Raw genomic sequence first — 14,206 nt, forward strand, 5'->3', positions numbered from 1 at the left:
TGATGAAAACTAGGTTAACCCCGACAAGGCTGCTGCGTAAAAGCCTGCTGTCCGCCGTCCTGCTCGGCGCCGCGTTTGCGCCCGCCATGTATGCCGCCGTGCCCCTTGAATCCGGGACCTCGGCGGATCAAGCGGCCGTCCGCAGCACAGAACAGGCCGCTGCCGCGCTTCGCACCGTATCGTGCTCGTCCGTATCGTGCCTCCAGAACGCCTTGAAAAACGCGCTGCCCGGGGACCGTATCCTGCTTGCGCCGGGTACATACAAGGGGACGTTCTCCTCGGCCGTCAACGGCACCAAATCGAATCCGGTTACGATCGAAAGCCAGGACCCGGCCAATCAGGCCCTCATATCCGGCACTTCCGCGGGAGGCGGATACTGCCTGAAAATTACGGGTGACAACTGGGTGATCCGAAATCTCAAGTTTACGAACGCCCAGAAAGGCATTATTTTGGACAATTCGAACGATACGCTAATTTCCGGGGTCGAAGTGTACGGCATCGGCTATGAAGGCGTGCACTTCCGTGACGGAAGCTCGCGGGGCATTCTCGAAAATTCGTATATTCACGACACGGGTACCGTAAATAAAGGATTCGGCGAAGGCGTATACGTAGGATCAGCCGAAGGAGCCGGCTACAACCAGGCTGTAAACGATACGATTATCCGGGGCGTGCGCATCGGACCCAATGTGACTGCCGAGCATATCGACATCAAAGAAAGAACGAGCGGAACGCTTGTCGAGAACTGCATATTCAACGGCACGGGCATCAGCGGCGAAAACTACGCGGACAGCTTTATCGACGTCAAAGGCAACAATGCCGTTATCCGCAACAACACGGGATGGAGAAACGGGAACACCGTGATAACCGACGCTTTTCAGCTTCATCAGATTGTGGCGGGCTGGGGCGTGAACAATGATTTCTCGGGCAACACCGTCAACCTGGACCAATCATCGGCTTATGTCATTAACGCTTCTCAAGGGACACAGGCCAAGGCGCACGACAATGTCAGGAATCCGGCGGGGAACATGTACACGGGCAACGTGACGACCTATTAAGAATTCCGAATCGGCAAAAAGGGAGTGCCTCCGCTGCGGGCACTCCCTTTTATCGTATGGCGCCGAAGCGTCCGGGCAGTCCGCACGGGACGGGCAAAAAGTCAAGATTCCCGTGCCGGAATGCGCTGCTCGACGTATTTTTCCAGGTCCGGAGCGAGCAGGGACTGGATGCGGCTGATCAGCTGGCTTTTCGTAATGCCCTTGCTTTCGGCGATCTGCTGCAGCGATTTGCCCTGCCGGAGCTCGCGGTGGAGCTCTTCTTTGCTGATGCCGATAGCCTGGGCGAGTTTTTCCTGATCCGGCTTGAGGCTGTGACGCATTTTCCCGTGCTGGTGACGGTTATGGTGGTTCAGCAGCGCCTTATCCTGCAGCATCCGCTTCAGGTGCTCCGCCATTTTCTGTTTCAGGGCCGCTGCGTGTTCCGCGTCGAGGCGTCCTTCTTTGACCGCCTGATCGATCTTGGAATGACGGATCGCAAGCAGCTTAGCCGTCAGGTCCTTTTCGCTGATTCCTTTATCTTTGGCCACGTCGTAAAGGCTTTTGCCTTTGTCCAGCGATTCTTTCAAAGAAGTGACGGTGGTGCCGAGAATAGAGGCGGCTTCCTCAAGAATCGGAAGACCGGGGACGCTGCTGTCTTTCGGATTATGTGATTCCTGGCGTCCGGGCACGCCCGCGGACGGGGTTGGCTGACTGAGGACGGCTTCGTCGGGCAGTTCCTCCGGAGAGCCGAAGGCGGCGGCCTGTCTGGCGCCGAGGGATACAGAGCCGAGCAGAAAGGCGAGTGCCAGCGTACCGGCCCATTTTTTCTTGGTTGGCTGTAAAAACATAGGAAGAACCTCCTTGTAGATCGGATGTCCTTCCTAGTATTTCCCAAACGGGAGCGCATTATTTGCGGGCGGCGTTTCTTTTTAAAATCGGTTCGGCGGGTTCACACTTTGTGCGGAATTGCCGATATAGGGGGTAGGAGCAGCCGATGGCTTACCCCCGGGCCGTCCGGTAGAAAGGCATCAGGGACTCGAACGTTTCCTTCGCCATCCGGGTGAATGCGTCGCCCTTTTGCAAAATCGGGTCCTGCCTGTCAAAATGCCTTCCGACGAGAAACTCGGCTTTTTTAACATCCCGGAAGCGGGCAAGAGCGTCGCCGAACGTTTGGGCCGTCAGGTCGCCGGCGGGCACGCTGCGTTTTTGCATATGATCGAATGACAATACATAATGCTCCGGGATGCTCCGGTACAGCTCGTCTTGGTTCGCGAGAAGACGTCCGGCGATCGCCTGCTTGTCCGGCACCTCGTAGATCAGGGCGAACCAGAGGAAAACGTGATCGTCGAACAAGCCGATCTGGAAGTGAGGGTGCTGCTTATAGCCGCGTTTATTGGCGGCGATAGCCAGCCAGGTGTCTTTGGGCGGATTCACGGTACGCCGGGCGTGCTTGGCGATATGCAGGTGCATTTCGGTTCCGGCATGCAGGGCGATATCTTCGCACAGGGTTTCGCCGAGCATTTTGAATTTCGGCTGAATCCGTTCCTGGATCGCTTTCATGCGCTCGTCCAGACCTTCAATCGCAAATGTTTCGAAATCGGATGAATCAAACCCCTGGAAAGCGGGGCGAATGGTTGTGGAGTTGGACATGGGACCTCCCTAGCATGGATGCTTGTAGAATTTAAGCAAGGCAAATGAAGCGTGCTTACGTAATTTACTATACCATAAACGCTTGACATGGCCATAACGGGGAAGGTGCGGCCTGATAACAGCCGAAGGATTCAATTGAAAAGGAGAGAGAACATGCATATTTCGAGCAAAAAAATGATAGCCGCGGCAGCCGGAGTGCTGATGAGCGTTTCGTTCGCGGCAGGCGTTTACGCCGATGACTGGATTCAGAAGGTGACGGCTTATGTCCGCAGCGATTTTAAGGTAGTCGTGAACGGGGCACCGGCCAATTTGAGCAGCCCGGTTCTTATTTACGACAACAACAGCTATCTGCCGCTCAAGGAGATCGCTTCCCGCCTTAACGCGAACGTAAACTGGCAGGATTCCAACCAGACGATCTATGTGAATACCCGCTTGTACCCGCAGCAACCTGAAACGGGCGATGTCGTGTACGATGAGATCATACTGGAAAATCCGACCGCTTATATCATGAAATATTTGGGCGGGGATTATCCGGTGCTCGTGACGCTCAGCAAAGGGATGTACTACCGGCAGAGCGACGTGCAGAAGATGGGCATGGACACGAAAGGGCTCCGGAAAGCCAAAGAAAAGTACACGGGAGAGATCTACATCAACGAGACGGAACTCCGGAAGGTTTGGAAAGAAAATCCGATCCTCACGTACGGGGAGGAAATGCCTCCGATTATTGCCGGGGAGAAGGATGATTTCAAAATCCGCGCCCTGCGGGGATACGTTAAAGACATGTCGAATTACAAAATCGGCGATACGTACTTTTTCCACAATCCGATTTTTATCGAGAAGCTCGAAGAGGCTAATACGTACCGGTACCTGCTGACAGAAAACGGCCAGTATTATCAGGTTATCCTGAAACTGACCGAGATGCAGAAAGATCTTTATATCGTAGGCAGCTCTTCCAAACAACTGCTGGGCAAAACCGCCGTAGACCCGTATTGACGGGAACGGATTCACCGACCGGAACCGGCCGGGGCATAAGATTAAGGCCGTGCCTGCTTCCAGTAGAAGATGGCGATTTGCGTCCGGTCTCTCAGCGCCAACTTTCCTAAAATATCAGAAATGTAGTTTTTGACCGTCCCTTCGCTCAGGAATAATTCCTGGGCGATTTCTTTGTTTGAAAGGCCGTCCGCGATCTTGGTCACGATCGTCTGCTCGGTCTGAGTCAGGCCGTGGGCAGACAATACCGGGGCGGAGGAAGCGGGAGCCGGAGAAAGGGGCGCCGCGTGAATAAACTCCGTCAGCTTGCGGGCGATATCCGGATGGATCAGCATGTTGCCGTCTTTGACGGTTTTGATGCCCTGGATGATGCGGTCCGGGGGAATATTTTTGAGCAAATAGCCGCTCGCGCCGTTCTTGAGCGCTTCGATGATGAAGTCGTCGTCGTCAAATGTCGTGAGCACCAGAATTTGAATGGACGGGGCAAGCTGTTTCAGGCTCTTGGTGGCCTCGACGCCCCCGCAGCCGGGCATCCGGATATCCATGAGCATGACATCGGGCAGACTGCCCTCCCGCACCGCTTCCAGCGCTTCCTCTCCGCTTCCGCTGGTGCCGGCCACTTCGATATCCGGGTCCATGGCCATCAGCAGCTTCAGGCTTTCCCGGATGAAGGGATCGTCATCGGTAATCCATAAATTAATCATCGCGCATTCTCCTGATTCTTCAGATGATTTGTTTCTTCCGGTAAGCCGGGAGCAGGGTAATTACGGTAAAAGGGACCTGGCCTCGTACGGAAAGCGTACCGCCTACGAGTCTGGTTCTCTCCAGCATCCCGCCTAAACCGAGTCCCGGTACGAGCGCCGCATTTTCCCCGGCAGGGAAAACGGTCCCGTTGTTGCTCACGGTCATGCGGACCTGTTCGCTTTCGTACTCCAGCGTAATCGCGACTTCTGTCGCATTCCCGTGCCGAACGGCGTTAGTCACCGCTTCACGGGCGTTTTTGTACAAAATGATCTCCAGGCTCGGATACAAGGGATACGGGAGGCCCTCGATATCGAATGTGATCCCGATACCCGTTTCGCGGCCGATTTCACGGATCAGCCGATCCAGGCTGTAGGAGCGCTCGCTCGCCCCGGGCTTCATTCTTTTGACCGTCGCGCGCATTTGGTCCATGCTCTCGGCCAGCTGGTCCCGGACGATTGTCAGCAGCTTCATGCCCTGCTCGGGATTGCCGGGCATTGTCTGGATAGCCGCCTCCATCATCATTTTGCTGCGGATCAGGCGGTGGCCCAGATCGTCGTGCAGTTCATGCGAGATACGGCTGCGTTCCTCGGCCTGTGCGGCGTTCTCCACCTTGCGGGCGTAATCGAGCAGCTGGTTTTTGGCCTCGTCGAGCTCGAAATGCTTCTTCCGCAGCTCGTCGTACAAATGGACGGCGGCATGCTGATCGGCGGAGGCCGCGTTCAATCTGTCCAGAAGCACCGCCGTAAGCAGAAGAGTGCCGTTCGCAGCGATCAATAGTCTCGGGTCCAGGCCGTACAGAGCCGCGTTCAAGGCAATCAGATGAATCCCGAGGAAAAGGGCGCGTATTCTCGGCAAGGGCAAGAAGGCGTATGAAAATACGGCCGAGAGCGCGCTGAAATACAGAATGCCTCCATAATGACCGCAAAGCCAGGCTCCATATCCGATTTCGGCGAGCAGAAGGAGTCTCTGCAAAGGCTGCGTTCTGGCGAACGGTCTCAGTACGACGAGCAGGAACAGTACAAGCACCAGCAGGGTGTAGATTCCGTAAGCGGTGAATTGTTCGAGATACATGGAAGCGACTGCCGGAACGAAAATGAGAGTGTACCGGACTTTATTGAGCGACAGATGCAGCACGATAACCGTCCTTTTCCGGATAGGATTTTCCCACAGTATAGCACAGAGGAGTGAAGCCCGGATTCCCCCTTCTTGGAGAAAATGACTTTCGTCACCCCGGATTGGTGACTCGGTATACCTTTCATCCGGCCGTTCTTCCTCTACAATACAAGTATCGAAACCAAAATTGGAACAGAAACAGGGGAGAAGACGATGAGTCTCATTGAAATGAAGGATGTCGTAAAAAGATACGGAGCGAACTTGTCGGTCGATCATTTGACCTTGTCCGTCCGCGAAGGCGAAATTTTCGGCCTGCTCGGTCCGAACGGAGCCGGCAAGAGCACGACGATCAAAATGATCAGCGGCCTGCTGAAGATGGACCGGGGTGAAATTACCGTAGACGGAATTTCCGTCACATCCAGGCCGCTTGAGGTCAAAAAGCGGATCGGACTCGTTCCGCAGGATCTTGCTCTCTACGAAACGTTGTCCGCCGCAGACAACGTCACTTTTTTCGCACGGCTGTACGGGTTAAGGGGAAAGCTGCTGAAGGAGCGGGTGCAGGAAGCGCTGGAGTTCGTCGGCCTGCAGGACCGCGCGAAACAAGAGCCTCGTACGTTCTCGGGCGGAATGAAACGCCGGCTGAACATCGCCTGCGCCATCATGCACCATCCGAAAGTGATCATCCTGGATGAACCCACGGTCGGGATCGATCCTCAGTCGCGCAATCATATCCTCGAATCCGTGCGCACGCTGAACAAAATGGGCTCCACGATCATTTATACGAGCCACTATATGGAAGAGGTGGCGGCTATCAGCGACCGTGTCGCTATCGTGGACAAAGGCCATGTGATCGTATGCGGAACCCAGGAGGAACTGCGAGAGAAAGTGGCCCAGGAGGAAGTGATCCGCATCCGGGTGCACGCAGTCGTGGACAGCGCGGTCGAAGAGCTCAAGCGGCATCCCCGGATCAGCAGGCTGATCGTGGAAGGGACGCAGCTCGATCTTCATGTTCCCTCTTCCCAGACGGATCTGCAGGATATTTTATTCGTCTGCGCCAAGCACAATATGGGCATTCATTCGCTTACGATCGAAGAGCCCGATCTGGAGACGCTTTTCCTGAATCTGACCGGCCGCACGCTGAGAGATTAGGGGGAAGATGCCATGAACAGCTTGATCATTGCCGTATACGAAGTACGGAGGCTGATCCGGAGCCGGGGCGTGCTGATGAATTTGTTTCTGCTGCCTCTGGTCATTATTTTTCTGCTGGGCTCGGCTTTATCGGGGATGTTTAACACGACGGAACTGTCGGGCGAGACCGTCAAGGTGGTCGTCGCTGCCGAGCAGACGGAACCTGCGCTCAAGATGCTGGAAACTTACGTCTCGAACCCCGAAGTCGCCAAGCGTATCCGTATGGAAAAAGCCGCTTCCCGGCAGGAAGCGGAGGAGATGCTCCGCAGCGGGTCCGCGGATTATGCGGTCCTCATCCCGGACGGCTTCGGCTCCGCCATGCAGCGCGGGGATGAGGCGCGCGTGATGCTGCTGCCCGGCAAAGACCGGACGCTTAACAGGTCCGCGGGACTTGTGCTCGGCTCCTTCGTCGAAGAGATCAATTACCGGCAGGCGGCGGCAATCGTGATGGGCCCGGAAGCAGCCGCACAACCGGCATTCGCACCGGGAGAGGCAAGCACGGCGGAGGGACCGCGTTCGTATGTGCAAGCGGGACAGCTGGGGACGGGAGTGAATACCTACTCCGCTTCCCAGTACTACGCGGCGGCGATGCTGATTATGTTCCTGTTTTATTCGGGGATGGCCATCAATACCAGTCTCGACCTGGAAAAAAGCGGACACACCCTGCAGAGGCTGCATTCGCTGCCCGTAACCTACTCGTCTGTTTTTACCGGTAAATTGCTGGGGAACGGGTTCGTCGCGGTCATACAGGCACTCGTTATCGTCGGGTTCTCTCATTTTGTGTACGGGGTGGACTGGGGAAGCCGTCTCCCGCTCGTTCTGCTGATCGCCGGCCTCGTGATTCTGGTCTCGATGTCGCTGTCCGTCGTGCTGTCTCTTCTCTTCCCGAACGGGGCAACCGCGAAAGCCCTGCTTCAGGTGCTTATCATCGCGATGACGTTTTTGAGCGGAGGATTCTCGCCCGTGCCGGGAGAGTTTATGCGGCAGTTGAGTCTGTTTACCGTTAATCACTGGGCGTTCCAAGGACTCCTGCGGAATATGCTGGCCGGAGAACTTCCCGGGGTTATGTCCAGCATTGTGCCTTTGTTTTGGATTGCGGCGGCGTGTCTGCTGCTGATGGTAATCGTTTATCGGAAGGTGGGATACCGTGAATAGCTTTTATATCGCATGGAATATGGTAAAGCGGACGCTCGGCAGCAAAAAAGGATGGTTGGCTTTTCTGCTTATACCTTCCCTGGTCGTATCCGCTGCGATCGGCTTTATCGGCAGAGAGGAAGGTCGTGTTACCGTTCTGGTCGTCAATGAAGATCAGGGAAGTTTTGGCGGGTATGTGTTAAAAGAAATGGCGGCCAGGCCGGAGTATACCGTCAAGCTGCTGGACAATGCCCGGGAGCTTAAGGAAGCGATTATCGAAAAACCGGGGCAGGCCGGCTTTGTTCTGCCCGCCGATTTCAGCCGGGAATTGCTTGCCGGGGGCAGCCCCGTCGTTCAAACGTATGAGCTTAACGTGAACGAAGCGACAGCGGTTATGAACGTTCATCTCGACGGGATTACGGGAAGGATGGTGTCCGCAGCGGCGGCGGCAAAAGCTTCTTCGGGCAGCGCGGACAGCCGCAGCGAAGCGCTCGCAAACATCCTCGAGCAGGCCGGAAAGCATACGATAGGTGCAGAAACCGGCGATCTGAAGCTGGCTCCCAAGCCGGGGCTTACTACCATTACCGGCTTTACGCTGATGTTCTTGATGAGCCTCGTGCTCAGCACGGTGTCGCTTGTCATCGAAGACCGGACGAAAATGACGATGGCCCGCATGTATACGGCTCCGGTCAAGGCTGCCGAAATCGCCGCCGGGAATTTTTTAGGCAGCTTTGTCGTGGGAAGCCTCCAAATCTTTTTTGTGCTCGTGATCACCCGTTTAGTGATCGGTTACGATTACGGGGTTCCGTTCCTGTCCCAGTTTGTGGTGTTGGCCGCATTTGTGCTCGTCAGCCTCGGACTGGCCAGCACGGTGGCCGGTCTTATCAAAAATCCGGGCAACGCGAGCATGATCAACTCGATGGTCGTGACGCCGACCTCGATGCTGGGCGGGTGCTTCTGGCCGATATCCATTATGCCGGACTACCTGCAGAAGCTGTCCAACTTCATGCCTCAGACGTGGACCATTCAAGCCATCGAGAAAATGGCTGCCGGGGCGTCTCTGGCCGATGTGCGTCTGCCCCTCGCGATTTTGGGTCTTATGGCGGTCGTGCTGCTCGCCGTCGGTTCGGCCATCTTGCAGCCGAGTGAGAACAAGGTGAGAATGTAGGCATCGGCTGGTCCAACCAAGATTAAACAGGATACGCGGCATGCCCGAAAAAGACGCTCTTTTCCCGCCAATAAAAATGGATGGGGAGAGAGCGTTATTTTTGTTCGGAATTCGGGTAAAAAATTGTCAATATCCAAGTTGCGAAAACATATGAATCATAATAAGATAAAGTAAACTTAAAGTTGTCTGAAATTTCTGTCAAAGCAGCCAATCGAAGTCTTCGGGAGGGGATTGCCGTGAGCAAAAATCACGAAGTCGAATACTGCAATCTGGAATTAAGATTCGACCGCCGGCTCATCCGGCAGTTTATTAAAGCCTTGATTCAAGAGGGATATTCCCTTTATTGGAACGAAAACGACCACCAGTTTGTTATTTCTATCCGCTCCGGAAGAAAACTAGTCAAGCTGAAATTCGAACGCATAGGCGAACGGTATAAAATCGTCGGGAACTATTCTTTTAAAGACGAGAAGCTTGCCGAAATGATGGAAAAACTGATTGGAGACACACGCGGGCATGCAGTCGTCAAGCGTTTCAAAGACCGTCAGATCCTGATCGAGAACATCATGTTCGGCGAAATTATCCGGATGGTCGAAATTTCGGGAATCGAACATAAAGTGCTGTTTCAGAAAGAACCTGTCATTACATTCGAGGAAATGCTTCAAGCTTTCCGCTCCAGACGTATCGAGGAACGGATTCCCGTCCTGCGGCTTGAGCTTGACTATGAGCTGGCTGTGTTGAACGAAGCGGTTCAGAAGGGCGACGTCCAGGCTGTCGTCGGTTCCAAAGAGAAGCTGACCGAACTGCGCCAAGAGATGCTTCTGCTTGAAATGTGACGGTCCGGAACGGATGTTTATCCGAAATATAGGGGGGCTGGAAAATATTGTTGTCAGGACGGACCGGGTATGCTATCTTAAAAAAGAACAGAATGAACCGGTGCGGAAGAACCGCCCATGAGTGTGCTTAAGTGCATGCCGTGGGCGGTTTTTTGTGCTGTGCCGGGAAAAAACAGCAAAAGGAGAGACGGTTGCGGTGAAATCCGATCGAGGCCGGCTGTATGCGGGAGATATTCTCGGCAGCCGCTACAGAATCGTTTCAACCGTCGGCAGAGGCGGCATGGGAACCGTGTATCTGGCCGAAGATTTGAAACTGAAAGGAAAGCGCTGGGCGGTCAAAGAGACTCTTCAGCAGGTGCAGGATTATCAGCGGTTCGTAGACGAAGCGGAAATGCTGATCCGCCTTCATCACGCTCATTTGCCGGGCATTGTTGATTATTTCCCCCCGGACGACGAAGGCTTCAGCTACCTGGTGATGGATTATATCGCAGGGGAGACTCTGGCCGAGCGATTTAGCCGCACGGGCGGACAAGTGGAAGTTGCGGCTGCGGTGAATTACGCGCTGCAGCTTTGCGATCTGTTCCACTATCTTCATGACGAGCTGCCGGTTCCGATGATTTATCGCGATCTGAAGCCTTCCAACATTATGATCGACGGCCAGGAACAAGTCAGGCTGATCGATTTCGGCATTGCCCGGCATTTCAAAAGCGGCGGACAAGCGGATACGGTCCAAATAGGAACCGTCGGTTTTGCCGCCCCGGAACAGTTTCAGCAGCTTCAAACCGACCGCAGAACCGATCTGTATTCGCTGGGCGCGGTGCTGTACTACCTGCTGAGCGGAGGGAAGTATCCGTATTCCTCCGGCGTCCCGCTCGCGCGGTTGAATGAGGAGGTCCCGCACAGCTTGTCCGTCATCATCGAGAAGCTGCTGGAGCACGATCCGGACCGCCGTTATCCGAACGCAAGAGAGGTGCGGGAAGCGCTGAGCGGGGTTTACGCGGCTTTGCGCGGCGGAGAGGGGCCGCCCGCACGTTCCGGCGGATTTCTCGGCCCGGTTGTGATCGCGGTCTGCGGGACGGGACGCGGTGTGGGCTGCACGCATACGGCCGTTCTGCTGGCCCATTTTCTGGCGCGTAAACGCCGCACCGTGGTGTTGGCCGAGGCTAACGCATCGGCGCATTTCAGCCGTATCGAGGCTGTGTACGAGGGCTCAGACGAGCCCCTTTGCGGCAGCGCCGCATTCGATTTGCGGGGAGTGCGGTATGTCAAAGCGGGCGACGGGCTGGACATGATCGGGACTTTGTCCGGATCGTACGATTTTGTCGTTCTGGATCTGGGAAGCTACGACGAAACGGAGTGGTTCGGGGAGTTTATGCGCGCGGCCGTCCAGGTCGTCGTTGGTACGGGCTGTGAATGGAAGCGCCGGGACATCGCAAAGTTCTTCCGCAGCCATCCCGTACCGGAGCCCGCCAAGTGCAGCTTGTTCGTGCCGCTTGCGTCCGCTCAGATGCTGAGGGATATCCGCCGTATGCTGCCGGACGTGCGGCTGCTCGGCCTACCGGCGCATACGGACCCGTTCTGCCATCAGCAGGAGACGGCCGAGCTGTTCGACGGGTGGCTGGGACTCCCGGAACCGCGTACGCAGGGGGCCGGCCCGTTTATGCGCCGATGGTTCCGTACGCGAGTGCCGAAATAACGAAAGGAGAGAGAACGTGTCCATTATCCGCCAAAGAACGAAACATCTAATTTACTCGGGCTTGATAGGTGCCTTGACCGCAGGACTGTTTGCTACGGGGGGATTTGTTTATACGGGGCTTCAGCATCGTAAAAAGCTCACGGAGCTGGAGTATCGTTACCAGGCCGACCTGTCGGAGGCTAAATCTTCCTCGGCCAAGACCGAAAGGAGAAAGGTGGTTGTGTTAACCCGGGATATCGAAGCGGGAACAAGGCTTGAAGACGAAGACATTAAGTATCTGGAAATGAATGCGGCCGATGCGCCTGCCGGATCGGATCTTGATCTGCGGCAGGTCGCCGGCAGGACGTTCAAGCTTGCCGGCGTTAAAAATACGCCCGTACTGGCTTCCATGCTGTATGAGGAAGGCATGCTGCCCAAAGATGTCCGTCAGGAGGAGTTCAACGTAATCGGGCTGCCGAGTCTGCTGAAGAAAGACGATTTCGTCGATGTGCGCATCAGCTTTCCGACCGGTCAGGATTATATCGTACTGGCGAAGAAAAGAGTGGACAACGTCTCGGAAGGCACCGTGTGGCTTAAGCTCAGCGAGAAGGAGATCCTCGATATGTCGAGCGCCGTCGTCGATGCCTATCTTCATGGAGCGAAGCTCTATTCGCTTCCTTATGTGGATCCCCAGATGCAGGACAAAGCCGAGCCTACTTACCCGGTCAACGCCAAGGTGCTTGAGCTGATTCGAACGGACCCGAATGTGCTGGAGACGGCTAAGCTGGATCTGATGAAAAGTATGAGGCTGCTGTTGGACAAAGATCTGCAGAATATGGATGATGCTTCGAAGCAGAAAATAAACGCCGGCCGAACAGGCGGTAACCCGCCCGGAATTGGTGCCGTTCAGGGAGAGGAGCCCCCTCCGGTCTTCGGGCCTTCTCCCCGGCCGTCCGCCAAACCTGAGGTGAGCGCGAAACCGGGCGGCTTCTCGCCAGGGTTAACCGGATCACCGGATAAAATGCCGACGGAAAGCGCCGGGCCCGAAACGCCTCCCTCAGAAATCAGGGAGAGGCAGGAAGATATTTTCCGGGAAGCGGTACAGCCATGACCCGCCCGGCTCACAGAGGGGAGATACACCGATGAAGCTGCTTTGCGTTGGAGCGAAGGAACACATTGACCTGCTGCTTGGCATTTGCCGATTGGCGGCGGTGGGAGGAAGACGCGTACTGCTTATAGACGGAACGGCATCCCGCAGGCTAAGCTGCCTCGTCGCCCCCGGCCCTGAACCTGAACTGGTTCAGTATGATGACATTGATGTGGCCTGCCATTTCGCCAGCTTGGATGAAGCCTTGGAGCATACCGCCGCAAGCGGATCGGTTTTGGAAGAATACGATATCGTGATGGTGGATACGGACCGGGCTGACTTTCCGGGGGCCGCATGCGCTTATCCGTTCGAAGGTCTCTTCCTGACAACGGCCTACGATAAATACACGATGCGGAGAACGGCGGAATTGATCTGTTCATTGAATGATGTCTGTCAGGTGAACACCCTCACAAGTACGGTCATCATACGGGATGCGGTGGAATGCGGTATTGACGAAGCGTATGTGGATAAGGTCCTGGCTCCGCTGCCGTTCATAACGCCTGACGAATATCACAAGCTGCCGTTCGATGAAGTGGACCTCGCTGTACGCATCGACAGTGAATACCAGGGCAAGGTCGAAATCAGGCGCATGTCCAGAGCGTACAGGAATGTGCTGCTGGCTGTTACGAACGAAATAACCGGAGAGGATAGAAGCGTTCTCAAACGGATAATTAGACAAGCCATGAGGAGGAAAACAGGATGAGTCAGGTAGCGTTTTGGGCGCCCGTACGGGGGCATGGAGCCGCAACATCGAATGTGCTCGCGGTCTCTACGATGATCGCGCTCGATTATTACGCACGGATTATGATTACTCATACGAAAAGAACAAGAACGGCGCTGGAAAATGCCTTCGGACGGCCTTCTTCGGACGGCAATCTGCTGTCGTTCAGCGAGTATGGGCTGGATGCGCTGGAACGGCTGCTTCAATGCGACAAGATGACGCCCGAGACGATTCAAGATTACACGAAACCGATCGTCAAGGATAGGCTGGACCTGCTTCCCGGTTCGAGGAAGCCGCTTGCGGACCCGGATTGTTTCCGGGAAGAAACACTGCCGTACATCGTAAACAGTGCCAGCCGTTACTATGACCTTACCTTTGTCGACGTCGGAGACGGGTATAAGGAAGGCAGCTCGGAGGCTATTCTGCGTAATTCGGATTTGATCGTCGTCAATCTCAGTCAAAACCTTGAGCTGTTGGAGCGCTATTTCAACAAGGAACTCTGGACGGAATCTCTGCAAAATAAGCCGCTTCTCCTCGTGCTGGGCGATTATGACGGTAACTCCCGCTTTAATGCCGTTAATCTGGCCCGGAAATTCAAATGGAGGCAGCCGATTTATACCGTTCCGCACTGCACCGGTTATTTGGATGCCTCCAGCGATAAAAATGTGCTCGAGTTTTTTTTGAGGAGCCGAAATGCGGGCCCGGGTCATCCTTCGTATGCATTCATTACGGAGATCAGGAAGCTGACCAAAGCTCTTCTCAACCGGCTGGGCCTCGATTCGAAGCTTATGCAGGAAAGGGGAGCCTAG

14 protein-coding genes are annotated in these 14,206 nt (G+C 55.2%); 10 read left to right on the forward strand and 4 right to left on the reverse strand.

Going from position 1 to position 14,206, the window contains the following annotated elements:
- Positions 1 to 2: 2 nt before the first annotated feature.
- On the forward strand, positions 3 to 1,055 hold the full coding sequence (locus ACI48J_RS08900; RefSeq protein WP_405082501.1) for a right-handed parallel beta-helix repeat-containing protein: 1,053 nt from the start codon (positions 3 to 5) through the stop codon (positions 1,053 to 1,055).
- 101 nt (positions 1,056 to 1,156) lie between these two features.
- Here the strand turns inward: ACI48J_RS08900 and ACI48J_RS08905 are convergent, their stop codons facing one another.
- Together ACI48J_RS08905 and ACI48J_RS08910 are read right to left on the reverse strand one after the other, a co-directional pair.
- A complete protein-coding gene (locus ACI48J_RS08905) occupies positions 1,157 to 1,882 on the reverse strand; it encodes a hypothetical protein (RefSeq protein WP_405082502.1) in 726 nt (241 codons plus the stop codon).
- A 151-nt stretch (positions 1,883 to 2,033) separates the two neighbouring features.
- Complete coding sequence (locus ACI48J_RS08910) at positions 2,034 to 2,684, reverse strand: YktB family protein (protein WP_405082503.1); 651 nt, start codon at positions 2,682 to 2,684, stop codon at positions 2,034 to 2,036.
- 153 nt (positions 2,685 to 2,837) lie between these two features.
- Here ACI48J_RS08910 and ACI48J_RS08915 point away from each other — a divergent pair, with 153 nt between their 5' ends.
- The gene (locus ACI48J_RS08915; protein WP_326052518.1) at positions 2,838 to 3,677 is read left to right on the forward strand and encodes a stalk domain-containing protein; all 840 of its coding nucleotides are present in this window, start codon (positions 2,838 to 2,840) and stop codon (positions 3,675 to 3,677) included.
- A gap of 41 nt (positions 3,678 to 3,718) precedes the next feature.
- Here ACI48J_RS08915 and ACI48J_RS08920 read toward each other — a convergent pair whose 3' ends face one another.
- Positions 3,719 to 4,378: a response regulator gene (locus ACI48J_RS08920; RefSeq protein WP_405082504.1), complete on the reverse strand. Its 660-nt coding sequence runs from the start codon at positions 4,376 to 4,378 to the stop codon at positions 3,719 to 3,721.
- A 19-nt stretch (positions 4,379 to 4,397) separates the two neighbouring features.
- Complete coding sequence (locus ACI48J_RS08925; RefSeq protein WP_405082506.1) at positions 4,398 to 5,552, reverse strand: sensor histidine kinase; 1,155 nt, start codon at positions 5,550 to 5,552, stop codon at positions 4,398 to 4,400.
- A 192-nt stretch (positions 5,553 to 5,744) separates the two neighbouring features.
- Here ACI48J_RS08925 and ACI48J_RS08930 point away from each other — a divergent pair, with 192 nt between their 5' ends.
- From ACI48J_RS08930 to ACI48J_RS08965, 8 genes are all read left to right on the forward strand, one after another.
- The gene (locus ACI48J_RS08930) at positions 5,745 to 6,680 is read left to right on the forward strand and encodes an ABC transporter ATP-binding protein (protein ID WP_405082507.1); all 936 of its coding nucleotides are present in this window, start codon (positions 5,745 to 5,747) and stop codon (positions 6,678 to 6,680) included.
- Positions 6,681 to 6,692: 12 nt separating this feature from the next.
- Positions 6,693 to 7,874: an ABC transporter permease gene (locus ACI48J_RS08935; RefSeq protein WP_405082509.1), complete on the forward strand. Its 1,182-nt coding sequence runs from the start codon at positions 6,693 to 6,695 to the stop codon at positions 7,872 to 7,874.
- Entirely contained in the window at positions 7,867 to 9,021 is a 1,155-nt protein-coding gene (locus ACI48J_RS08940) for an ABC transporter permease (protein WP_405082511.1), read from the forward strand. The genes ACI48J_RS08935 and ACI48J_RS08940 overlap by 8 nt, the downstream gene beginning before the upstream one ends.
- A gap of 236 nt (positions 9,022 to 9,257) precedes the next feature.
- On the forward strand, positions 9,258 to 9,854 hold the full coding sequence (locus tag ACI48J_RS08945) for a hypothetical protein (protein ID WP_326052512.1): 597 nt from the start codon (positions 9,258 to 9,260) through the stop codon (positions 9,852 to 9,854).
- 196 nt (positions 9,855 to 10,050) lie between these two features.
- Entirely contained in the window at positions 10,051 to 11,550 is a 1,500-nt protein-coding gene (locus tag ACI48J_RS08950; protein ID WP_405082512.1) for a protein kinase domain-containing protein, read from the forward strand.
- Between the two features lie 16 nt (positions 11,551 to 11,566).
- Positions 11,567 to 12,640 carry an SAF domain-containing protein gene (locus ACI48J_RS08955; RefSeq protein WP_405082513.1) on the forward strand — a complete coding sequence of 358 codons (1,074 nt, stop codon included), beginning with the start codon at positions 11,567 to 11,569 and terminating at the stop codon, positions 12,638 to 12,640.
- A 31-nt stretch (positions 12,641 to 12,671) separates the two neighbouring features.
- Complete coding sequence (locus ACI48J_RS08960; RefSeq protein WP_405082514.1) at positions 12,672 to 13,379, forward strand: hypothetical protein; 708 nt, start codon at positions 12,672 to 12,674, stop codon at positions 13,377 to 13,379.
- On the forward strand, positions 13,376 to 14,206 hold the full coding sequence (locus ACI48J_RS08965; protein ID WP_405082515.1) for a hypothetical protein: 831 nt from the start codon (positions 13,376 to 13,378) through the stop codon (positions 14,204 to 14,206). Before ACI48J_RS08960 ends, ACI48J_RS08965 begins: the two co-directional genes overlap by 4 nt.

It is taken from the genome of Paenibacillus chitinolyticus (assembly GCF_045038035.1).
GTDB classification, from domain to species: Bacteria; Bacillota; Bacilli; order Paenibacillales; family NBRC-103111; genus Paenibacillus_F; species Paenibacillus_F chitinolyticus_A.